The 24,167-nt window shown below is 37.7% G+C and carries 20 protein-coding genes, 1 tRNA gene and 1 pseudogene; 18 read left to right on the top strand and 4 right to left on the bottom strand.

Annotation, left to right across the window (positions count from 1 at the left end; genetic code table 11):
* Positions 1-3: 3 nt before the first annotated feature.
* Positions 4-393: pseudogene (locus BWD42_RS13785) on the bottom strand (CPBP family intramembrane glutamic endopeptidase); the annotation flags it as partial.
* Between the two features lie 503 nt (positions 394-896).
* A complete protein-coding gene (locus BWD42_RS13780; RefSeq protein ID WP_077436950.1) occupies positions 897-1,934 on the bottom strand; it encodes a LytTR family DNA-binding domain-containing protein in 1,038 nt (345 codons plus the stop codon).
* A gap of 437 nt (positions 1,935-2,371) precedes the next feature.
* Here BWD42_RS13780 and BWD42_RS13770 point away from each other — a divergent pair, with 437 nt between their 5' ends.
* From BWD42_RS13770 to BWD42_RS13755, 4 genes are read left to right on the top strand one after another with little or no spacing between them, the layout of a single operon-like run.
* The gene (locus BWD42_RS13770) at positions 2,372-3,181 is read left to right on the top strand and encodes a hypothetical protein (protein WP_077436948.1); all 810 of its coding nucleotides are present in this window, start codon (positions 2,372-2,374) and stop codon (positions 3,179-3,181) included.
* A complete protein-coding gene (locus tag BWD42_RS13765) occupies positions 3,181-3,945 on the top strand; it encodes a methyltransferase domain-containing protein (protein ID WP_077436947.1) in 765 nt (254 codons plus the stop codon). The genes BWD42_RS13770 and BWD42_RS13765 overlap by 1 nt, the downstream gene beginning before the upstream one ends.
* A gap of 10 nt (positions 3,946-3,955) precedes the next feature.
* Positions 3,956-6,127, top strand: coding sequence for a 7TM diverse intracellular signaling domain-containing protein (locus tag BWD42_RS13760; protein ID WP_077436946.1), 2,172 nt, complete (start codon positions 3,956-3,958; stop codon positions 6,125-6,127).
* Positions 6,128-6,186: 59 nt separating this feature from the next.
* Positions 6,187-7,272 carry a hybrid sensor histidine kinase/response regulator gene (locus BWD42_RS13755; protein ID WP_077436945.1) on the top strand — a complete coding sequence of 362 codons (1,086 nt, stop codon included), beginning with the start codon at positions 6,187-6,189 and terminating at the stop codon, positions 7,270-7,272.
* 25 nt (positions 7,273-7,297) lie between these two features.
* Here BWD42_RS13755 and BWD42_RS13750 read toward each other — a convergent pair whose 3' ends face one another.
* A complete protein-coding gene (locus tag BWD42_RS13750; RefSeq protein ID WP_077436944.1) occupies positions 7,298-7,762 on the bottom strand; it encodes a response regulator in 465 nt (154 codons plus the stop codon).
* Positions 7,763-8,011: 249 nt separating this feature from the next.
* Between BWD42_RS13750 and BWD42_RS13745 the strand changes: the two genes are divergently transcribed.
* The 8 genes from BWD42_RS13745 (at position 8,012) to BWD42_RS13710 (ending at position 16,935) form a co-directional block, all read left to right on the top strand.
* Complete coding sequence (locus BWD42_RS13745; protein WP_077436943.1) at positions 8,012-8,485, top strand: RNA polymerase sigma factor; 474 nt, start codon at positions 8,012-8,014, stop codon at positions 8,483-8,485.
* The gene (locus BWD42_RS13740) at positions 8,475-9,065 is read left to right on the top strand and encodes a hypothetical protein (RefSeq protein ID WP_077436942.1); all 591 of its coding nucleotides are present in this window, start codon (positions 8,475-8,477) and stop codon (positions 9,063-9,065) included. The genes BWD42_RS13745 and BWD42_RS13740 overlap by 11 nt, the downstream gene beginning before the upstream one ends.
* A gap of 8 nt (positions 9,066-9,073) precedes the next feature.
* Entirely contained in the window at positions 9,074-10,960 is a 1,887-nt protein-coding gene (locus tag BWD42_RS13735) for a serine hydrolase domain-containing protein (RefSeq protein WP_077436941.1), read from the top strand.
* A 101-nt stretch (positions 10,961-11,061) separates the two neighbouring features.
* Entirely contained in the window at positions 11,062-11,487 is a 426-nt protein-coding gene (locus BWD42_RS13730) for a hypothetical protein (RefSeq protein WP_077436940.1), read from the top strand.
* 542 nt (positions 11,488-12,029) lie between these two features.
* Positions 12,030-12,875: a helix-turn-helix domain-containing protein gene (locus BWD42_RS13725; protein ID WP_175992058.1), complete on the top strand. Its 846-nt coding sequence runs from the start codon at positions 12,030-12,032 to the stop codon at positions 12,873-12,875.
* 325 nt (positions 12,876-13,200) lie between these two features.
* Positions 13,201-14,412, top strand: a complete 1,212-nt coding sequence (locus tag BWD42_RS13720; protein ID WP_262507832.1) for a TCR/Tet family MFS transporter — start codon at positions 13,201-13,203, stop codon at positions 14,410-14,412.
* Positions 14,413-15,076: 664 nt separating this feature from the next.
* Positions 15,077-15,256: a hypothetical protein gene (locus BWD42_RS13715; protein ID WP_077436937.1), complete on the top strand. Its 180-nt coding sequence runs from the start codon at positions 15,077-15,079 to the stop codon at positions 15,254-15,256.
* Between the two features lie 41 nt (positions 15,257-15,297).
* Entirely contained in the window at positions 15,298-16,935 is a 1,638-nt protein-coding gene (locus BWD42_RS13710) for an FISUMP domain-containing protein (RefSeq protein WP_077436936.1), read from the top strand.
* 449 nt (positions 16,936-17,384) lie between these two features.
* Here the strand turns inward: BWD42_RS13710 and BWD42_RS13705 are convergent.
* Positions 17,385-17,457: transfer RNA gene (locus BWD42_RS13705), tRNA-Lys, on the bottom strand.
* 221 nt (positions 17,458-17,678) lie between these two features.
* Between BWD42_RS13705 and BWD42_RS13700 the strand changes: the two genes are divergently transcribed.
* From BWD42_RS13700 to BWD42_RS13675, 6 genes are all read left to right on the top strand, one after another.
* Positions 17,679-18,812 carry a tyrosine-type recombinase/integrase gene (locus BWD42_RS13700; protein ID WP_077436935.1) on the top strand — a complete coding sequence of 378 codons (1,134 nt, stop codon included), beginning with the start codon at positions 17,679-17,681 and terminating at the stop codon, positions 18,810-18,812.
* Positions 18,813-18,930: 118 nt separating this feature from the next.
* Positions 18,931-19,944: a hypothetical protein gene (locus BWD42_RS13695; protein WP_077436934.1), complete on the top strand. Its 1,014-nt coding sequence runs from the start codon at positions 18,931-18,933 to the stop codon at positions 19,942-19,944.
* Between the two features lie 151 nt (positions 19,945-20,095).
* Positions 20,096-20,572, top strand: a complete 477-nt coding sequence (locus tag BWD42_RS13690) for a hypothetical protein (RefSeq protein ID WP_139351153.1) — start codon at positions 20,096-20,098, stop codon at positions 20,570-20,572.
* 93 nt (positions 20,573-20,665) lie between these two features.
* Positions 20,666-22,519, top strand: coding sequence for a hypothetical protein (locus tag BWD42_RS13685; RefSeq protein ID WP_077436932.1), 1,854 nt, complete (start codon positions 20,666-20,668; stop codon positions 22,517-22,519).
* 469 nt (positions 22,520-22,988) lie between these two features.
* Positions 22,989-23,456, top strand: coding sequence for a RadC family protein (locus BWD42_RS13680; protein ID WP_077436931.1), 468 nt, complete (start codon positions 22,989-22,991; stop codon positions 23,454-23,456).
* A gap of 274 nt (positions 23,457-23,730) precedes the next feature.
* Positions 23,731-24,012, top strand: a complete 282-nt coding sequence (locus tag BWD42_RS13675) for a hypothetical protein (RefSeq protein ID WP_077436930.1) — start codon at positions 23,731-23,733, stop codon at positions 24,010-24,012.
* The last annotated feature ends 155 nt before the right edge of the window (positions 24,013-24,167 follow it).

Genomic DNA, 24,167 nt, shown 5'->3' with positions numbered 1-24,167 from the left:
ATTTTAGCTTTTTCGCCAAAGCGTCTTACGATTCACCTGAAGACCGTTGTGCATTCTTTTTGCCTTAATTACTGTCCATGTGATAACGATCGCGATCGTCAAAAAGCGGAAGATATTCGCGTACCAGTTTCCGGCGGCAGTATCATCGACATCAAAGAGCATCCAAGCCAGATTCATCAGGATATGTAAAGCAATGGGAACCCAGATATTAAACTTCCATTCGGTATACAACCAGCCAAACAATACCGATCCTAAAAATGTTGTCGTGAAAATGAGCGCCAATTCCATCGGATCCTGACTTTGATATAAATGTAATAACGCAAATACGAAAGACGTCGCCAGAATAGCGGGTATAAAACCCAAGCGTGTATAACGGTAAACAAGACCAAAAAAATAAGCCCTAAGATAAGCTCTTCAAAAAATCCAGCAGATACAGTATTAATCATCAAAGAATTGAAATCAGGTTCTTTGATCAAGGAAAACTTAAATGCATACCCGATAAACATCGGGAGTGTTGCCAACACACCGATAGCTAGCCCCGATATTAATGATCCATTCAAACCAAATTTAGAAATCAGGCTGTCTTGATCTTTTGGACGAAGTAAAAGCGCTCCTACAAGCAGAGGGAGTAAGCTAAGTCCATAGGTTGATATATGCCCCAAGGTTCTGTTGTGAAAGATGCTGGTCATTTTGGAATGGACAGAAGCAAAGAATAATTGATCCAAACCAAAGTAAACCCCGAAAAACAAAAACAAAACAAATAAATTCAAATTTGTGCGATTCATAACTTTTTGGGACAAAACTAAAGGACAATCTCAGGATTGACAAAAGTAAGTGGCGGATAGCAAAGATTAGGGACGAATGGCAAACAGCAGCTTAGAACTAATTAAGCAAGATTATTTCACTAAGTAGGACTTTACCGAAAGAAGCATCGAACGGGACACAAAGGCATTCTCCTCCATACCCTCGAAACGCAATAGAAATCCTTGCGCATTGCCCTCTTTGCTCAATATCCTATCGAAGTTAACCAGATATGATCTATGGCAACGGTGGATATTTGCATCTGTCAGCAACGCGGCTAGCTTCCCTAGTGTAATACGGACGATCTCTTTTTTTACCCTATTATCTTCGTACAAATAGACTATGCAATAATTATCCATGGATTTGGCAAATATAAAATCCTGTCGACCAAAATATAAATGCTGGCTTCCATTGGCAACACAAACAATAGCATTGGTACCAGAAATAAGAGCATGCTGATCCGTTAAACCTATCCGTATTGGAGAAGCAGGCTTCTGAAAGATGGCGTTCGATATATGCAGTTCAGGTAAGTTCGCCTGTATCGGCAAAACAGCGTCTAGAGAAACAGGATCTGGAGAAACAGAGGAGAGAGAGACAGAGTTTGACAGATGCTCATCAAGTAAGCTTTTCGGCACCAGAGAGGCCGGTCTCTGAGGCGCAGAGCTCGATACCGACGTAGTCGGCTTAGCCCGATTTATATGTAAACTTGCTAAAAAATAGATCAGCCCAATGGGCACATAGAGAGATAGGGTATAAAGCCCCATATATACGAGGTTAATCCATTGCATGGGGACTTGACTAACAATCAAACTATTATACAGAAAATTCAATATTGAAGCTGATACATATACCAATAGCATGCGTACCAATTCCTTTCGTATGGTCCATTCACTCCCCCAGGATAATACAAAAGAAGCCAATAGATAAGAAAAAGCGAAAATAGCCCCATAACCGGCCAATAGTAGGTACTTGCTGGAATCTTCGAAATTGTAAGTGCCAAAAGGCTGAAAAATAATTAAAAAAAGATAACAGGATACCCCCAACAAAGAAGCATACCCCAGCGAAGTCCGGAAAGAAAATATCACCGTGACCATCAATTGTCTATACCTTATCCATGGTGTTGTATTGATCATAATCAGCGACAATTTACTAAAATTTTATCGTTTCATATCGTACTTTTCGGTCGCACAGAGACTTTCAAGCCAATTATAGTGATTACAACGCATAAGCTGACAGAGCATATATACCGAAAAACCCAACTCCATCGAAGATCTGCCATGGCGGACTTACTCGCTGTTTATGGTAATCCACCTAAAGAGCTAGGGCTGCTCGGTAGCCCCCTCCAAAAATTCCTTACTCAACTGTCAAAGACAGAACCTACCCATAACAATAGTTTACAAAACGTTGATATAGCAATCATAGACCCGTTTAAGTCACCTCTTGGATGGTTTCTCTCTGAAATATGGTATTTTGTAAAAGAGAGATCATAAATCGGATTATTTGAAGGGCCGATAAACAGCTTTGCTTTTTATTGATTAGTTTTGTGTTTCAACGATAAATTAGCATTTCGGTGGCATTATTATTCAACGAAGGACGTCCGGTAGTTAGACTAAGAGCATTTCGTGCTATCGACGATCCCAAAACCTGTGAACGTTTTATAGAAGGGCATGCCCATGTCTTGACAGCAATCGGTGTCAAGAAAGTTACTTCATCCAAAAATGACTGGATGTATAATCCTGCATCTTTCGTACTTATTGTAGAGTCACTTGATGGCGAGAAAGTATATGGCGGAGTCCGGATACATGCCGCTGGAGGGAGTGAGCCGCTACCGATAGAACAGGCTACAGGCGCTATGGATGCACGTATCTACGATTTAGTATACGACTACGCCCTTCACGGTACCGGAGAGGGCTGTGGTCTATGGAACTCCCGTGAGATTGCAGGTTATGGCATCGGCAGTATCTTCCTCACAAGGGCCGGAGCAGCAATCAGTACACAGATCGGGATCAAGTCACTGTTTGCTTTATGCGCTCCGTATACGGTAAAACTAGCTGAGAGTGTAGGCTATCGAATAGATACCAGCGTCGGTAACAACGGGACTTTTTACTATCCCAAGTTGGATCTATTGGCAACAGTTATGATTATGAGAAATCTGGACACATTGACCGAAGCGGATCAGGAAAACAGGGCGGCAATATTTTCACTCCGAAACAACTCCAATATCGTCCGGATTGAAACCCTGCGAAATAAAGAGATTGAAATTCACTATCAAATCGACATTCCCCACCTAGACCGTTGGGATCTTGATGAAGTCATAAAAAATTTGCAACACACATCTGCTGATCTCAAAGTAGATCATCGTAATCTAAATATTTTGTAATGGATACTAAACACTATGGTGCCGGTTATTTACAGGACACCGGAGACTTTCTTAAGCAACTAAAAATACATTCCTATAGCCCTTTCCACACCATCAAAGAGGGACTCGTCGCCGATCTTGGATGTGGTACCGGGATGGACGCTATTAACCTTGCAAACATGTTAGGAAGTGCTGTACAGATCGTTGGCGTGGACCACGACGCTGCGCTGATAGAGCATGCTAAGTCAGTCAGTAAAGATATCCCCAATGTTCGTTTTGTACAAGGGGAGGTATACCAGCTCGATTTTGAGGATGAAAGTGTATCGGGCGTACGGATGGAACGCCTTGTTCAGCATCTGACGGCTCCGCAGGACATGTTTCGCGAGGTTTATCGCATCTTGCGTAAAGCTCAGCCCTTGGTTATCGTAGAGACCATCTGGAATAGTCTGACTTTTTACACACAACATGTAAATATAGAAGCCAAGATATGTCATTATCTGACCGAAGAGAAAGTCAACAACGGCTGGGCAGGGAATAAGCTTACCGCTGATCTCCTTGCCAATGGATTTCAGCAGGTTCAATTGCAAACATTCAATATGGTTGCACGTTCTAGGGAAGAAGCTAACCGTTATTTATTTTTGGACAGAATACTATTGGAAATGTTCGAAAAAGGTAAATTAAGTCAAGCTGAATATGACGCTTTTCAGTTAACACTGAATCAATTGGATGAATCGGGCTGTTTTTTGGTTTCCATGAATTTAGTAATCGCGCAAGCAGAAAAATAGTGTACTAGAGATGAAGTTCTGGTTTCTACTGTTCTATTTATTTATAGGTGCATGTCTACCCGCACATGCCCAGCTGACTGTCGACGATCCTGGGCAACGGCTGCTGGTCGGACATTCGCTTGCACGCTATACTGGCCCCGAAAACTCAGACTTTTCGATAGTTTCATCTTCTTCAGCCTTTCAATCCTTGAATAGGGATGTCCCTAATCTCGGGACATCACCAAATGCCATTTGGTTACGCCTCCCGATCAAAAATAATAATCAACAAGATTTAGATTTTCTTTTAGAAATTGCCTACCCCTTATTGGATGAGATTGAATTATACAGTCCTTCCGAAAATGGCGCTTATCAATCCATAAAGTTAGGAGAACATCAAAATTTTTCCAGCCGGAAATATAAGGTCGCCAATTATGTCTTTGATATCCATCTGCCCAGAAAATCTGAAAAGGTATTCTTTCTTCGTATTAAAAGCACTGAGCAGGTTATCTTACCCATTTATCTGAGCAGCAAGCGCCAATTTGTGAGACAGATGAATAGTGATAGTCTCCTGAGTGGTATTTATATCGGGATTGTATTCATTATGGCGATCTACAACCTTTTTCTGTTCTTTTCCGTACGGGAGAGAGGTTACCTTTATTACGTATTATATGTCGCCTGCGCCGGGATCACCCAAATGGGTATCAAAGGTTACAGTTTTCAATATTTATGGCCTTCCTGGCCCTACTTTGCAACCAAAGGCCCCATTATTTTCGGTTGTCTGTCCGGGCTTTTCGCGTTGCTCTTTGCTGGTTCATTTCTTCAGTTATCAAAGAATGCTCCTCGATCAAGGCCTATCATCGCCATTTTTATAGCGTTCTTTGTATTGGGTACAATTCTGGCATTGACCGGTCAGACACAACTAGCATTTTTCGTGATGCAAGTGACTACTGGAGCCGGCTCACTGTTTGTCCTTTATCTATCTTACCGCATCATGATAAGCGGCTATAAACCGGCCAAATACTTTGTCTATGGCTGGACAGTGCTCCTCCTTGGATCTGTTGTATTTTTGTTAAAGGATTATGGCATACTAGATTATAACAACTTTACAAGCAATGCGGTACAGATTGCTTCCGTGATCGAAATGGCTTTACTTTCGTTTGGTCTGGCTTACAGTATCAATATACTGAAACAGGAAAATGAAGAGGCCTATAACCGGGAATTGGCGATTTCTCAAGAAAATGCGCGACTTATCAGTGAACAGAATGTAATATTGGAACAGAAGGTCGGGGAACGGACGCGGGAACTAACAGAATCCAATACCTCATTGCAGACCACACTGGAGCACCTCAAGGAAGCCCAGTCGCAACTTGTCGAAGCTGAAAAAATGGCTTCCCTAGGACAGCTGACCGCGGGAGTTGCGCACGAGATCAATAACCCAATAAACTTTGTCACGGCTAATATTACCCCGCTCAAACGTGATATCAACATGATCTGGGCAACGTTGGACGAAGTCGAACGTATTGCATTTAACCCGGATATTTCCGATAACGAAAAACAAGTACAGATCAAAAAATTTAAAGATGATCTAGATATTGACTATCTAAAGACCGAGGTAGATTTTCTATTGCAAGGAATGGGTGACGGGGCTCATCGCACAGCAGAAATTGTAAAAAGTTTACGTATCTTTTCCCGTGTCGACGAAGACACCTTAAAATTTGCCGATATCAATGAAGGGCTGGCCTCTACCTTGGTGATCCTGAACAGTTTGATCAACAATTCGATCGAAGTGGAAAAGAACTATGGTAATCTACCAAGGGTAGAATGCTACGCAGGAAAATTGAATCAGGTATTTATGAATATTATCACTAATGCCGTGTATGCCATAAATAAAAAATTCGCTGATGACAGCGGCGGAAAATTAAGTATCGAAACGGGAGTTACAGCGGATGAATCCGGTATTTTTGTTAAAATTGCAGACAATGGTATCGGCATTCCGGAAAACATTCGGGATCGAATTTTTGAACCTTTTTTCACGACCAAAGATGTCGGCGAAGGAACAGGCTTAGGCATGTCCATTGCTTATAATACCATTGCTAAACATCATGGTAAGATTATTGTGGAATCGGAAGTGGGGGAGGGTACAACTTTTACATTGCACATTCCTATACAACAAAGGGATTGGCACCAAAATAATCCCGAATAGTTCGATAAATTATCATTAATTTCGTTCATTTTTGGGAAGATAAACCAGATAATAAAATTATGCAGCAGGAGCTTGAAATATTATATATTGATGATGAGGCTAATAACTTGGTTGGTTTTAAAGCAAATTTTAGATACGATTATGTCATTCATACCGCATCGAATACTGCCGAAGCCGAAAAAATACTTCTTTCCAATCCGAATATCCGTGTGATCTTTTGCGATCAGCGCATGCCGGGAGAACTGGGAATAGATTTTCTCCACCGCATCAAAAAGGATTATCCGAAGCCAATCCGCATTTTATTGACAGCCTATGCTGACATGAATACGGTTATCGATGCGATCAATAAGGGGCATATATTCCGATTTGTTCGCAAACCTTGGATGGAGGAAGAAATTATCTCAGCGATCGAAGAAGCCAACAAATTTTATGTTGCAAATTCGCTATTGGAAACGAGGAACCAAGAACTGCAGAAAGCATACGACGAACTGGATAAGTTTGCCTATAGCGTGAGTCATGATTTACGCGATCCACTGACAGGTGTTCTATCCGCTGTCAAACTCGGGCTGGAATTTGACAATATAGACCGGATCCATGAGTTGCTTAGCCTAATGGACAGTTCACTGGTCAGCCTAGATGCCTACATCGATAGCCTACGGGACTACTATCTCTTGCGAAGAGGCGAACTGATGTTATCTGAAATTAATTTTGACGAGCTTTTCGCCAATGTTAGACAGTTCTATAATATGTATACACAAAATAAGGAGGTAACATTCGATATTCATGTGGAACAGAAAGAACCCTTCTATTGCGATAAAGCCATACTGGAATTGATTTTACATAACCTGCTATCTAACGCGTTCAAATATCAGCAAAAGGAGCATACGAATCCTTTCGTCAAATTATCCGTTGATGTCTCAGACCAACAGGCGACTATTATCGTGAGTGATAATGGTATTGGAATTTCGCCTGAACATATTAGCGATATTTTCAAACTATTTTTTAGAGGCAGCGATCAGGCCAAGGGAATGGGATTTGGCTTATACAATGTACAAAATGCACTAATCAAGCTACAAGGGACGATCGATGTACAATCACCGGCAAATACAGGCACAACATTTACGGTTAGAATACCTAGCAAATAAGAACTGCTATCCTAAAATACAATTTTTAGGATAGCAATTTTTGACGTAGCATAAACTCCAATTGATCATTAGACGTTTCGAGCTGCGCATTTGTTTCTATTATTTTTTGTCGTTCTGTATACACTTCATAGGCACGTTGAATCGTTTGATCGAGTTCCGTCTCGCTCCAGGGTTTATTGAGGTAATGAAATATCTTTCCCTTATTGACAGCATCGACTACCGCCGCCATATCAGCATAACCTGTTAAAAGTATACGCATTGGTGCGGCGTCAATTTTTATGATTTCTTCCAAAAACTCCACGCCCGTCATTTCAGGCATCCGCTGATCCGTGATAATAATATCAATGGGATTGCTTTTGACAAGTTCTATCGCTTTAGCACCACTGATAGCGGTAAACACGTTATATTTTAATCGAAATGTCGCTTTAAAGGAAAATAGATTATTTTCCTCATCGTCGACATACAATATCGAAATCTTCTTGTTTTCCATAAGCTTATTGTCTCCGATGCAAATTTACGGAATAAATTTTCTGATTAAGTAACGGGAAAGTAGTTTTTACAGCCTTGCTCTTGCCTTGCCATACCTTCTCATTAAAACGAAAAATCCTACAACGTATTTGCGAATTTTTTCTGAAAAAATTTTTAAGCAATGAGATAACCCATACGGAAGTATAAGGCTTTGTAATAGATTTGAAAATAATTTGTAACATTTTATCGCTTCCTGTATTTATCTCTTATAATGGAATTTGAATATCTATATAAAAATTATTCAAGCAAAATATTTAGAGTTTGCTTGGGGTATTTTAATGATGTTGAAAAGGCAAAAGATGTGATGCAAGATACATTTATTACAGTATTCACGCACATGGATGAACTGACACATCATGAGAATATCCCGGGTTGGATATATAGAATTGCAAGCAATAAATGCCTGAGACAAATAGAAAACGAAAAGAAAAAAGAACTTATTAAAGATTATGGATTTTTAAGATCCAACGAAGTAGATCCCTATATGGAGGAGAAAACCTTTGTTAAACTCCATCAATGTATAGCTGATCTGCCCGAATTGGATAGACTTATCATAGGCTTTTTTCTAGAGGACCTGAAACAGGAAAAGATTGCTGAAATATTGGGAATTACGCATTCTAACGTCCGGGTGAGGATCCATAGGATAAAAGAAGTTTTGTCAAAAAAAATGAAAGATGATGAATAATGACCTAACAGCCTTAAAGAAAGTTTGGCAGACAGCCGAAACAGATACGGATAAAAATCTCAAAGAATTCCACCAGGAATTGCGTCGCTGGAGAAAAAAAAAGAAAAGGGCAGTATTCTTCTGGAGTATTTCAGCTATCCTATTTTCCAGTATTTCCCTCGGCTACATCATCTATACGGATGAATTGAACAGCATTTCTAAAAGTATCTCCGAAATAATTGTACTCTTGATCTCAGTTTATCTTTTCAGTTACTCCTGGCTAAAGATCAATAAGGAACGAAAGGAGTATTTGTCAAACAGTAGTGATTTTATAAGGACTTTATCAGCTATCCACTGGGAGCAGAAGCGCACAGAGCTGAATATATTCACAATTGGAATGACTCTTTTTTTCATTGCGATTTTTCTCTATTGCTTAGACTCCTTAAATCATTCATCAGCTCTGATAATATTTGCACTATCAGCTCTGCTAATTCTTACCCTCACTATATGGCTGATAATTAAGCCTCTCCTTTGGAAAAGGGCAAAAATCAAGAACCAGACATTGTCGGCCAAAATAGCTCAAGTCCTTAAGCATGATTAAAAAATTTTATGCATACGTTCGATTATCACCCAATGACGGAGGATGTCAGACTAGGTCCCTTCGGTTTAAAAACTCACCTCTTTTTATCGGATATGAAAGTTTTCTTACTTACTATATTTATTTCCCTGTCTTTATTTGTCATTGGCCAGCCCATACAAAATAAGATAGACCATCTTCTGAAAAAAGAAGCGCTAACAGGAGCCGTTTTTTCGGTTGTGAACAATGGTCATATTACATGCTATAGTTCCGGGTTAAAAAATATGGAGACCCACGAACCTATGCTTAAAAATACCAAGATACATGTAGGTTCAATAACCAAAACTTTTCTTGCGATGGGCGTTTTGCGACTGGCCACGGAAAACCGGCTCGATCTGGATGATCCAATCAAGAAATATCTGAAAGATTTACCCATGAACAACCCCTGGGAGAGCTCACATCCTGTCACAATTAAACATTTACTTAATCATACCGCTGGTCTTTCCGACATTCGGCTGTGGCATTTTTTTAGCACAGAAGTTAGTCCCCAAACACCATTAAAAGAATTTTACAGAAGAAATCCCCAGGTATTGGATATACATATTTTACCAGGAACGTTGTTCTCCTATTCTAATATGGGATACACTCTATTGGGAATGCTGATAGAAAGTGTTGTGAAGGAACCTTACGAAAACTATCTTGACAAGAATCTCCTGCAGCCTATTGGACTACACAACAGTACATTTCACTTCACTTCCCAAAAGGAAGATAAAGAACTAGCGATGGGACATTTGGATAATGGCCGGCCCGCCTTTGCCATGCCGATCTATGTGCGTCCGGCAGGTCAATTCACAACTACTGCTCAGGATATGGGAACTTTTTTGGAATTTGTTCTCAACGAGGGGCGGTTAGATGGTAAAGAATTTATCAGAAGCGAATTTATTAAACAATTTGGACACCCCGAACAGACCATTGCCGCAAAGAACGGGCTGAAGCTCGGTTACGCCTTTGGCGCTTTATCCAGAGATCGCCATGCTGTAATTGGAATTGTTCATTCGGGGAATACAATCGGCTTTCGGGCAATGTATTACATTTTCCCAAAGGAGAAAAAAGCTTTCTTTATAGCCCATAATATGGACAGTGAAACAGCAGACTATGAGGTGTTTAACCAAGCCTTGATCGATAATTTGCATATACATCCGATGCGGGCAACCGTTCCTTCAAAAAAAGAAACAGCCCCCACTCTGTGGGACTCGGACCGAAACGGATACTATGTGCCCGTAATTACAAAGATTTATCCCATGGAACTTTTGGATATCATCAGCTCTTATACCTTGGTAGAAAATCACAAAACGCCTATTTCGATAAAACCCTTCCTTAAGAAAGAAACACTCATAACAGCCGACGATAGTCAGCTCTATATTGCCCAAAATAAGACAGAAGCTTCGCATTTATTCTATCGGGATGAACATGGGGAGTCATATCTTACGACAGGCATAATGACTTTAAAAAAAGTGAACGGTTGGAAAATCGTATTACTGGCACTTTCTATTACGCTTGGAGCGCTGGCAGCTTCCGTCCTGTTGTTACTTTTCATGTTTAATATGTATAAAAAGAAGTGTAACCATTTCAGATCAGCAGAAGTTCCCTGTTCAATTGCTTTATTATTACTTGTGTTTTCGGGGCTTATCGTATTCAGCAATGATATTACCCAGATAGGGAATAAATCTTTTTCAGCGATCCTGTTGTACGGTGCAACAATTTTATTTCCTGTGGGAACTTTCACATCCATTATACAATACGGATTGAACCTAAAAAAAAGCATTAAACGCTTTGATTTTTGGCTAGTTGTCCTGGTTGCCCAATGCCTGATAACACTTTGGTGTTATCATGTAATCCCTTTTGCAACATGGGAATAATGGTCTTTAGATACGGATAAAACAAGTCCCGTTTTGTAAGGTGGGACTTTTATGGACAGCTGTTTCTTTAGTTTTGAATCTCTAATTAAAAATAGAATAAAATGAAAAAGACAAATTTAAAAGTTAGGTTTAGTAGTGCTTTGATCATTATTTTTGCGTTGATATCTTTCGTTGGTTGCAGCAAAGATAAGGATGACAACCCTGGTTCAGATAGTGGCTCCATCGATGTGGCAATAGGTACATATAAGGGTACCTATAGTATTGGAACTGTCAATCATTTTAATGCTGTTCTGATTGTTACGAAAGTAGATAATAATCGACTTAAATTTGTAGCCAAATCGGGGGAGCCGTATTCAAATGTTGCAACTAAAACAATCCAAGCAAAAGCAGATGTACCGGGATTGGTGGATGGGCATGATTCACAAGGGCAATTTACTTACAAAACAGCAGAAAAAGACCTAACTTTAGTTGCAAATGCAACATCGTCATCAGAATTTGCTTATAGTTTTGAAGGACAAAAACAATAGCTTACAATCTGAAGTGCAGATCTATCTTACTAAAGAATTTGTTGTGTAATATATTTTACGCAGCAAATTCTTTTTTCCAGTTAATTTCAAACCATTTAAATTAATTTTGTAGAGATGTCTGGATTTATGGAGTACATTGATTTAAAGTTAACCGGACAATTAGCTTTTAACGAGTAATTTGTTAAAAAACAGCAATTATTTCTGCTTATTTATATCCCGTTATGAACTTAGCTTGGCTATTTATTTATTTTTTTGGCGTTAGCATCTCGTTATTTCTTTTTCTGTTACTCCTGACCAAAAAACGGAAAAATGTTGCAGACAAAATTTTAGCATCTTGGCTTTTTTTTGCTTTTTTTGACCTTATTCTCATAGGGCTTTATGGCTCGGGCGAAATACAAAAAATACCAAAGCTAATTGGCTGGGAATTGCCATTTCCATATCTACATGGCCCATTTTTGTACTTATATATTGTTTTTGTAAGTGGTCAACAGAAATGTACATGGCACTATTTGTTTCATTTTATTCCTGCTGTTGTAATAGCTATGGCGTTAGTTTTTTTATTGCCCGTTGCAATTGTTACCACAAAAGGATACCACCATGTTGCGCCTGAATTTGATCTTGTGTTTTTGATTATGGAGTCTGGTCTTATGATTTCTGGAGCTACATATATTATTTTATCCACGATCCTTTTATATCGACACAAGCGAAACATTAAAGCACAGTTTTCCAATACCAACAAAATTACGCTGAACTGGATGCAATATCTTGTTTTCGGAATGGGGGTTATCTGGGCAATTGTAATAACGGTACAGATCCCGCCGGTCTTATTTATAGGGATAACACTATTTATTTTTTTTATCGGATACTTCGGTATCCGACAGGTAGGTATCTTTTCAAATGCATTGTCAACACATGAAGTACTTCTTCCCAAAGAGATTGAACGAACGATAAATCCACTGTATACCGCAGCTGTTGGTAAAGAGGAAAAATCTGATAAAATTAAATATGAAAAAACAAGGTTAGAAGATACCGAGAGGAACAGAATTTACGCTGAGCTTACCCAGTTGATGGAAGATAAGAAATGTTACCAAAATCCAGATTTGACATTAGGTGATCTGGCAATCCTCCTGACTATTCCACCCGGTTCACTTTCTCAGGTCATAAATTCGATAGAAGGCAAGAATTTCTATGACTACGTCAATTCATTTAGGGTGGAGACATTCAAACAAATAGTCCTAATACCAGAAAATCGAAAATATAATTTAGTGTCATTGGCATTTGAATGTGGATTCAGTTCCAAAACAAGTTTTTATCGGAACTTTAAAAAGGTTACGAATATGTCACCAAGTGATTATCTACGGCAAAACAATATCATTGTTACGATTTAAATAATTTGAATAGGCTTTTGAAGCAACTATACTATAACGATCTTCAATAATACAAGTAGCTGGAATAATAACACTTGCCGTTGAAAAAGATCGAGCGGCCAATTTGCTAGGAGATTTTTGGTCTGATTATCCGACATCTACAAGGAGATTTCAGCGAGAAAAACTAAGAATGTTACAACTCTTTTCCATAATTATGTAATAGCACAAGGCACTAGTATACTGACCTTTACTGCATATAATTTGAACAACATAATTTCCAATAGGCAAAAATGGCTAAATTATTCAATTATAAATCAGGTATTACTAAAAGGAACCAGGAACGAAACTGCACAACGCTGCCTTAGTATTTATTTTTATTACCATCACGATCGACGCTATTGGTTTTGGGTTAATCATGCCTATTATGCCCAGACTCATTTCGGAGCTAAGAAACGTTTCCATTGGTCAGGCAAGTATTTGGGGTGGCTATCTACTTACGGTATATGCCATTATGCAATTTATCTTTTCGCCGTTGGTAGGAAATCTGAGCGACAAGTATGGAAGGCGACCGGTAATACTTATTTCATTACTTGTTTTTTTTGCCGACTATTTATTGCTTGCTTTGGCACACACGTACACGCTGCTAGTTATTGGAAGGGTGCTCTCCGGCATTACCGGAGCCAGTTTTACAGTGGCTACCGCTTACGTAGCCGACATAAGCACGGATGAAAATCGCACAAAAAATTTTGGCGTGATAGGGGCCGCTTTTGGTTTGGGTTTTGTTGTAGGACCTGCTCTTGGCGGATTGCTTTCCGTATGGGGATTACGTGCGCCTTTTTATGCTGCGGCCTTACTTTGTTTTTTAAATTTCCTACTCGGTTATTTTGTTCTTCCCGAATCCTTAAAACCCGAAAATCGCCGACCTTTTGATTGGAAAAATGCCAATCCCATTGGTTCGCTAAAGCTGTTTGTAAAATATCCTGCAATCTTTGGATTAGTAGTTTGCTTTTTCGTTTTTAATATAGCCGGTTATGCCGGGCAAAGCACTTGGAGCTTTTTTGTCATGGATCAATTTGACTGGACAGAAGTGCAAGTAGGTATTTCGTTAGCCATACTAGGTGGTATGATAGGTTTGGTACAGGGGGTGCTTATTCGTTACACGACCCCTCGATTGGGGAATGAAAAAAGTGTGTACCTCGGTTTGCTTTTGTATGCCATAGGTATGGTACTTTTTGCCGTTGCCACCCAGGGTTGGATGCTTTATGTGTTTTTAATACCTTACTGTCTTGGAGGCATAGCCTATCCCGCTTTGCAATCGCTCATCACGGCACAAGTGCCATCCAATGAACAAGGTGCACTACAAGGCGGAATAAATAGTGTATTGAGCCTTACCGCAATCTTTGGTCCTTTGCTAATGACCCAAACTTTCTATTATTTCAGCCACAAAAAAGCACCCATATATTTTCCCGGTTCAGCCTTTATCCTTGGCGCTTTGTTGATGTTGTTCAGTCTGTTATTGGCATATTATTATTTGCATTATAGAAAAAGAAGGCGATAATTTCTCCATGAACAAAAAGCCGTCCTACTTATGTAAAACGGTTTTTCTATAAGTGACCGCTATTTTCCGATTTTTTTATTGCTTGTAGTTCAACTGTTAAAGAGACTGAGGCTCTTTACAACACGGTTGAAAATTTTAGAAGTTGATCACAAGACGGATGGAAGTATCACCAATGATACATTGATATTTAAGAAGGCTGAATACTTTATTGAAAAAGGAGGCTTAGAAATAGCAAAAGCCCTTTTTATTCAGGTATGGTAATGCAAGAACGGAATAAATACGATTCAACTATGACGTATTAAAGAGAAGCTTAATCTTATGTAATAAAAATGATGCAAGGGCCTTCTCAGAAAGGAAAAACTGAAAGCGACGGTAACCGGACCTTACACGCTTATAAATAATTTTTATAACTCTTGTAATAATTCTTGAAACTATATCGGTCCCGATTCTTCCTAATTTTGAAAATGTTAATAGTAAGTATTGATCTTGCAAGCAGGATTCAAAGATCTTAATCACTGAAATGTATATGTTGACGGAGGAAACATGTTTGACTGTCATTCTATAAAATAGGAATTATTCTTCTAAGCAAACACCTTTTTGGCAAATTACATTGTTTAGATGGCTTGTTAATCCTAAAAAATTACTAACATAAAAAATAACGGTCATGGTAAAGAATCAAGAAAGAAAAAAGCTCTATTTAACCCCTAAAATTGAAATTACAATAATTGCAATGGAAGAAGGCATAGCTGCTGGATCTGCAAACATACAGCCTGGGGATAATACAGGTTCGGTCAAAAGCGAATGGGAAACTGCCGACGATAACAACAGCAATATGGGCTGGTAAGTCTTGTAAGCTGACTTTTTATTAAATCAATATGAAATTGTATGTTAAAAAATAGTATAAAATATTCAAGTTTGTTACTGGCATTTGTAATCAGTTTAGGTGCCTGTAAAAATGAGCAGGGTGATACGTTACCGGAAGGTAAAGCAGCTATTCGTGTAAATTTATCGGGTGCCGAGTTTGATCAAGGTGGCGTGATTGGCTCCAAAGCTTCTACAGGTAGTACTGCATCTAGTTTGCAGCGTCAGGTGGTTGCGATTAATAAGGATCTAAGCATAGTCTCTGAGCTTATCCCTGTCACTCAAGAGGCTACATTAGGTAAAAACGCTTCATTAGGCGGTAAGCGTGCCGCCGTAGTACGGGAAGATTTGCCGGAAAATGTTAAATATAAAGTGGCGGTCTATGATGCCAGTGAAAACTATGTGACTGAGCGTGATTATACACGTGGTCAAGAAAGCAGTACTGAGGCCCTGATCCTGAACGGTGGTGAAAACTATACGTTTATTGCTTATTCGGTAGGAAGTACTTCTGTATTACCTGCTATCACTTTTTCAGATGCGAACAATAAGACCTTGGCCGGGTCTAGTGTAATGGATGTGAATGCGGACTCGACTGATCTCATGTATTTCCGAAAGGATATGCAATTGGTGAGTAATGCGGACAATAACCTAGAAGTGATACTGAAACATCAGTTTAGCGAGATTACCACAAAAGTAGATGCCACGGCTACAGGTTATAATATCGTTGATATCCGGGGAGGAATTTATGACCATTATGCGCAGGCAGACATTGCTTTACAGGACGCTGCGATTACGCGAAAAGGTACTGTAGGCGAAGCAGGGCTTGATTTTTCAGGTCTAAATACCATGGTCGTGAATGCTGCTCCCCGAAAACTCAATGCCAACACGACGACCGGAATGTTACACTTTTCAGGTTTCGCCATCGGTGAGATTAGAGTAACAAATTTGACAGCTTTGGCGAATCTGAACATTACCCCTGGGGTGAAATATAACCTCAATCTCACCATTGTTCCCAATGATATTTATCTGACCTATCAGGGACAATCTGCAGCCCGCATCAATGGCAAGATCTGGATGCGCCATAATTTGGGTGCGAATACAGATGTTAATCCAGACCTGGATCCTGTGATTTCCTCCTTGGGGGGGAATTTTTACCAATTTGGACGTTCGGCCGTGGTTGCAAATGCAAGTAGTTCCGAAAATGCGATTTCAAACTGGAATACGACAGCTGCACCGGCCAACGCTTGGAACAGCGGCACAACAACGGCACCGCAGAAGACAGCCAATGATCCCTGCCCAAGCGGTTACCGTATCCCAAGTAAGAATGAATATGACCAATTGCTTCAGGATATGAGCGTAAGCAACAATAGTGGTACCTGGGGAACAACAGCAACAAACGTAGCTTATGGACCTGCAAAAATACTAACCAGCAAGCGGAACCGATCGGTTATACTCACTTTTCCGGCTTCCGGCTTTCGTGACAGCAGAGATGGTAAATGGGCGTGGCGCGGAGGAAGCGGACCGTTCTGGACATCGGAGCTTACGACGGTGGATCAGGTTTACAGATTATCAATCCTTCGGGACATCGCCACAGTGCGTAACACAGCGAATGTTGGACATACAGCCGTCTCGGGATATTCGGTACGCTGTATTGCCGAATAAGAGAGGAATTTTGGAACACTGGAATTAAATGCCCTAGCAGCCAATGAATGTGATATGCAGGACGGAATTTTCAGGATACCGGAATTCTATACCCCTCTTGCTAAGGATGTTAAACAGTCCTAATGTTATAGCTTCTCAAAAGACAATAAAGTCATTTTGAAGTATTATATTCATATCGTTGATTTTTATTTACTACCTGTATATTGGTTTGCAATATGCAGGTAGTTATTCTTCAACAATTAGCTATAGCTCGAACGCTATCAGGTATATTAAAGCAGTCTTTTGGGTCCTATTACTTATACTTTGTGACGGTTTTACGTGAAGTTCAACAAAAAACTATGCAAAACACACCGTTTTGAGGGATTTCAAAACGCATGGGGTATAATTCCCTAAACTACCCTAAAAACGAAAAAAGCCATCCTACTACGTAAAACGGCTTTTTTAAAAAGTGACCCCGCTGAGGCTCGAACTCAGGACCCACAGATTAAGAGTCTGTTGCTCTACCAACTGAGCTACGAAGTCATTCGATAAATCAAATGTAAGATTCAGCGGAGAGAAAGTCAAGTGGAAAAGAATATTTTTTTGACTTTTATGACATTCAAGGGAGATTTTTGGCCATTTAGCAAATAGATATAGCCTATTGATTGGTTAATTCGTTACACGACTCTTATAATAATTACCTATACATAGAGATAGTTTAAATAGATGTAATTTATTGGGAGAACAGTGCGAGAACAACTATAATGATCAAAGCACAAATTTCAATATCCACTACCGACGACCTAACGAAACGCTCATACATCTATATCAAAATTGGAGATAAAAAATACAAAGAATATACGGGCATCAAACTAGGGCTAGACATACAGCCCAATTCGTCCATAACTATTAAGGAGCGCACAGAACAATTAAGACTTCTAGAGTATGAATTTAGAAAGGCTATCGAATTTGGTAAATACCCTGTCAACCAATCGAAGCTAAGGATCAAAACAACAGAAAATACTCCCCTAAAAGACTTATTAGATATTGCAATAAACAATAAAAGAAAAGCAAATCTATCACCTAAATATGTTTATCATCTAGAAAAGCTCACTGAAAAATTGAAGCAATTTCTCTCACCCGAAGAATTGAACGGAAACATCAACAACTTACAACGATCGAGAATTCAAGAATACATGAACCAATTCAATTCAAGTGCTTCTAACTATATGATTTCTAGGCGCCATATAAAAGCGATCTTTGCCGAAATTGATAAAGATTTCGAGTTTAACACCTCAATAATTAATAGAACAGATAAGAGAAAGGCTACACCAAAGCTACATCAAATATATTCCGACAACCAAATTAAAGAGGTATTGTCATTTCTCAAGACTAATCACAAAGACCTCTATCTTTGCTGTTTAATGAGTTATGGATGTTTATTACGTCCACATAATGAAATCAGATTGCTTAAACGTTACCATTTCAAAAATAACGTCACCGAGATACATCTTTCAGGAGATGAAAATAAAGGAAAGAAAATTAGAACGGTCCCAATACCTCATTATGTTAGAGAACTAATAATAGAAAGACTAGAAGGTCTATCATACGACGACAATCTATTTACAAGAAAGCCTGAAATTCATAACCCTTATTACTTTAGCACCGCATGGACAAGGATGTTTAAGTTAATGGAGAAAGAAGGTATTATTGAGAAGAACCAAACAATCTATTCGTTCCGCCATACAGCTTCTGTAAACGTCTATAAGAAGACAAAAGACCTTCATATACTCCAACAACTGTTGGGGCATTCTGATATGATTGTAACGCTTAAATACCTTCGTGGATTAGGTGTTCATAATGCGGATGAATTGAAGCATGTTATGCCTGAACTTTAAAGTGAGACACGAAAAATAATATTTATACCCCCTTGTAAAAAATCATGTCTCAATATTTTTGGGAAAGCCTATTGTTAATTTGATAGGCTTTTCCAATTTTTGGTAAAAAACATACCTAATGCCAAAAAAGATATCCATCACCTATACTATTGATCCAAAAAGCTTGGAAACATACTATCAATACGAGCCTGAATTCTCCAGCGTAAATAGTGAAAATGTAAAAGAACTAAATATAAATATAGAAAGATATGTTGAGGGGGAGGACTGGAATATTCCCTATTTCATTCAATTGTATTTTCAGCCAATAGAATTTAGAGATTTTCGAGACGAAGAAATTTTGGTCATCACTCGCCTATTTGAAGAAATAACAGCTATTACATATTTATTCGCTAAATATGAATGGAATACATATTATAGACATCTTTATGAATCCTATGATGCATATTCTGAAACTTCTAAAAGCAGAAATATTTCTAACGAAGTCGAACAACTAAAAGAAATCATAAATATCCTTCTCATGAAGGAACATCTTGATAGGAGTGATGCAACTTTTCGGTTGAAAGCTGAAAACAAAGACGTCATCAAGGAGAATACCCTCAAAATTGGCTTGGAAGAAAGGGATCTTGTTTTAACTCTATTGTTAGAGCGGAGAATAGAAGAATGGTTTTCAAAGCATCTTTCTGAAGAAGATGTGAAATTTTTCATTCGATCATTGAATAAAAAACATACCTATTCAAAAAATCTTCCTATTGTCCAAGTAATAAAAAAAATGAATAGCACGACTTCGCAAGCTATCATGAAGATATTTCAAGATGAGGAATTATACCCCAAAATTGAGCTGAACTATTTAAATAAACTACATTCAGAGATAATGGAAAATTGGCGATGGGACGAACGTGCATCACCTTTAAATAAATTCAATAGTTTGATTGCAAAAACACTGGATAGATATCTATCAGATAAATCAAATGAATTAAATGCAGTATTTAGAATAGGCATGAGAAAACAGAAAGAACATATTATTTTTTCATGTCTTCGATTTTTTGGCTTTGTTCCACAGAATCCAAAATTGAATTTTGACCAGCCCTCGGATTTAAAAGAAGATTATATCAAAGATCTTTTGAAAAAATAAAAAAATACTATATATCTCATTTTCAACAGGGGGTATTCTTTATCAAAGAAAAAAAATACCATACGGGGCATTTTCTCAAAATTTGTACTGTCCGAAAGGGATAACACTTGAACAATAAGGCGCCAAAGTTCAAGTGGTAAAACGAACTGGGATGACAGAGAAAAATCAATTTAAAAGAATTTTGAAGATGAATATCATTCAATTACAATTAAACAAACGCTCTCAAGAGCAAAAACAATTACTTACTAGCACAACAAAACGTGCTAGTGCAAAGAGCGCTAAGTATACACTTTCAAATAAAAATTTCTTTATTGAAAACCATAAATATTTTGGAGTGGTTTCAAAAAAATATTTCATAGAATACTATAGATCGCTTAACAACGAACAGCGATTAGGTCTATGGTTATTATTGAACAATCTTTCGAATGGAAAAAAAATGGATATATCCGAGGTTCGGTTCAATGAGGATAATGTTTCTTACGTCCAAGTCGAAACTAAATTTAATAAAAAGCAAATTAAATTTGATCTATACTACATGAGAGGCTTGTTTAAGCTGTTGGATTTTGCGTCGTATACCAAATACGACCTTGACCTCAAGGAATTGCTGAAAATAGCAAATCAAAAATAAATCGTCACAAGCTGGGGGGATCTCCCCAGCCTATTTTAAAAATCATATTAAAATATAACATCACACATTGTGTGAATAGATACTTATTTTCCAATGAAAAAGAAAACTATAAAATTAAAAAGTCAATTTCTAACCGACGCCATTCCGTCCAATACAATATTTTGTAAAAATCAGACTGGAATAGGAGCAACATATTTCGAATTGAATGTTGCCAATAGAAATTCTCTTATCATCGCACCCAATGTCCCTGTTATCATCGGGAAAACAAAAGGGCGTCACGATATATTGGGCGTATATGAAGGTGTGACAAAATCTCAGATAGAGAGTTATTTACGAAGCGGAACAGAGCATAAAAAGATTATTACTACCCCAGAATCTCTAAGAAAGGTTATTGCTGTTTTCCAAACAATGGAAATAGATTACCTAAATACTTATTTCATGCTCATTGATGAATGCGATAAATTGACGAAAGATATTGATTACAGAGCATCTATTACATTGTCTCTTGACTATTTTTTCGGGTTCAAAAATAAAGCATTTGTGAGTGCTACAGCATTAATTCCTAGTGACCCTCGATTTAGGGAAAATGGTTTTTCAATCCATAATATAATTCCAACATATAAAATAGATCGAGATATCAATGTAATTACGACAAACCATTCTCTATCTTCTTTAAATAAGATACTTCAACAATCGAAAGCGGACAAAGTATTTATCTTTTTAAATAGTGTCGTCGGATCAGCCAGTATTATCAAATCTTTGAAAATTGATGCTTTATCCTCTATCTTTACTTCCTCAGATGGAGTGAAGAGCTTTAAGTTAGATATAAAAGACGTTAACCCAAATCATATTTCAGACGAACTGGACAATGAAAAATTTAGCAAATATAATTTTCTAACGAGCCGATATTTTTCAGCTGTCGATATTGATATCGAAGAAAGCGTTGATATTGTCATTATATCAGATATTGAGAGCTTCCCTCACAGTCTTATCGATCCGAACGCAGATATTATACAGATAGTCGGACGCCTACGTAAGAAGCAATATGTTGGATCAATCAATTTTATCGCAAAAATATCCCGTGATATCGAATATGTGTCTGAGAAATCAATAAAAGACATTTTTGATTTTGGAAGGAAGTTGAGGGATTTCTTGGAAATAGCATTTATCTCTACACAAAATGAGGAATTGAAAACATATATCAAGCAACTTGTTAATATAAATTCTGATCGTGCGTTCTTTAATAATGATTTTACACCCAATTATTTTATGATGGATAATTATAGACTGGAAAATAAAGCCTTGTCCTTTTATAGAAAAGAGGATAAGCTTATTCGAGCAATTAGAAACCTTACTATCAGAGGCACAGATATTAGATATTTTAATGTTAATCATATCAATGAATCATACGATTCTTCCAATCCCACAATAAAATTAATATCAGCAAGAAAACAATTTAAAGATAAGTTTGAAGATCTGATCGCTAGTATGGAAAGTATACAGAAATCCAAAAGAGAAAAATCTGAAAATATCTTTCTAATTGATAAAAGCGAAGAACTAGAAAGTTATATTGTTAGGGAGTATTTTGAAATGTACGAGGTGTTTTTAAACGAGGGATCAGCAAAAGTTCGTGAGATTGGCGCAAGTCAGAAAGCTATAAAAGATTATTACTATCTAAATCATGATAATGAACATCTAAAAAATACTCCTTTGCTCCAAGAGTTGTATAGTAAATTTCGGATAGGAAAAAAATATGAGCAGGGTGAATTTCTAGACTCGTTTATGGCAATCTACTCAAACTATGATCTCAAGGCTAGAAAAGAAGTTTATATTATTGAGAAATTCTATAAAATAAAACGGTCAAGAGAAAGACACAATGGCCGTCAAAAAAGAATGATCTTATTAGAGGATACGAAATTTGAAGTATCCAAAGAAGCTAAAAACTAAAACTTATGGGAATGACACACCATTTCTAACATTATATACCCCTTGTAAATTTTGGTGTCTCACCATATTTGTTATTTGATAAAAAAAGACAGTATTCTATAGTATAGTTGCTGTCTTTATCCGTTATGGACATTGGCTACCTTCCTTTAGAAACCCATCAATTCCAATACGTCCAAAAAACTTCATCATTTTAGACCTTATATTTAAGCTCGATCCGAACAAATAGTTTAATTAACTATTATTCAGTGTCTTATATCTAACCAAGCGATTGAACCGAAGACAAGTCTCTAAAAGCCAGCAAAATGACCACCAATTTTCCCAATCCGTTATATTGATTTTAACATATAGCTTTTCCTTTTAAAAACCCAATCGCTTGAAAAATTATGTATCTCCCGCTCACTAAGGGTATTCATTTACAACCCCCACCTTGATTTTAGGCGAAAGTCATTTATTTAAACACTATCACGTTATGAAAAATCTACTCAATGTTTCAGAAATTCGGGTCGAGTTCGTTCCTGAATTTAAAATTTCAGAATGTCCATTAATTACCAATTCACAGCAAGCCTACAAAATATTGATGGAGGTCTGGGACAGGTCAGTTATGAGCTTTTTAGAAGAGTTTAAGGTTATCTTACTAAACAATGCTAACAAAGTACTAGGAATTATAGACCTAGCAAGAGGGGGCAAGGATTTCGTTCCTGTGGATATGAAAGTTATCTTTTCCATTGCACTAAAAGCATCAGCATCTAAAATAATACTGGCACACAATCATCCATCAGAACAACTTCAACCGAGTTCCGCAGACAGAGCAATTACAAAGAAAGCAATTGAAGCAGGTAAGTTCTTAGATATTGAAGTTTGCGACCATCTAATAGTAACGCATGATAAATACCTCAGTTTAAAAGATGAAGGATATTTTGATATTGGTAATCAATAATTATTTATCTTTGCATTGTATTAAAATATTGAAGAAATAAAGCGTTAGCTTGAAGTTCTTGTGAAAGAGAAAACCTAGGAAATTTTCAATTGCACAACAAGAGCGGATAAGGTGACGTTCTACGCTATATATAAGCGTGGGACGTGCCTATCTGTTTTGTTTGTGCAGGGTTCTCCTAGGTACCTCTCTCAGCAATCAGCTCTAGGTTACGTCCCACGCTTTTCCATTTATTAACCACCGTTAAGGGACTCACCGGTTATCAATTTATTGACAAATGAAATTCAAATCTTTTTTTATTGCTCTTTTTATGGGCACATTATTTCTAGGCTCTTGTGCATCTGGAGTTATTTGGAGCAGGATCGGTATGACTGAAACAGAATTCCTAAACACCAAGAAAAATCGTAAGCGTGTGCATCTAGTTCAGGAGAGCATGACTAAATCTATTTACAAGGCAAATGATTTCAATTTTTTCTTTTATTTCCAAGACAAAATTTTAGTTGAAAAAAATGAGGGTCAAAGACAATCTGACTTTATTCTCGAAAATAGAAACAGGTAAAATTATAAAGCAAAATTTAGAAGCACACAGTTTTAGCAATCATTATATTTTTGGCAGTGCTTTTTTGGTTTAATTCACAAGGTGTCTTACATAAATCCAAAAATATTACATTCCTCATTATTCTAGGGTTATGCGTCATCGTAAGCTTTCTTAAT

This window comes from Sphingobacterium sp. CZ-UAM (genome assembly GCF_002000245.1).
GTDB lineage: Bacteria > Bacteroidota > Bacteroidia > Sphingobacteriales > Sphingobacteriaceae > Sphingobacterium.
The sequence above is the reverse complement of the archived record's forward strand: the minus strand, read 5'-3'. Positions and strand labels throughout refer to the sequence as shown.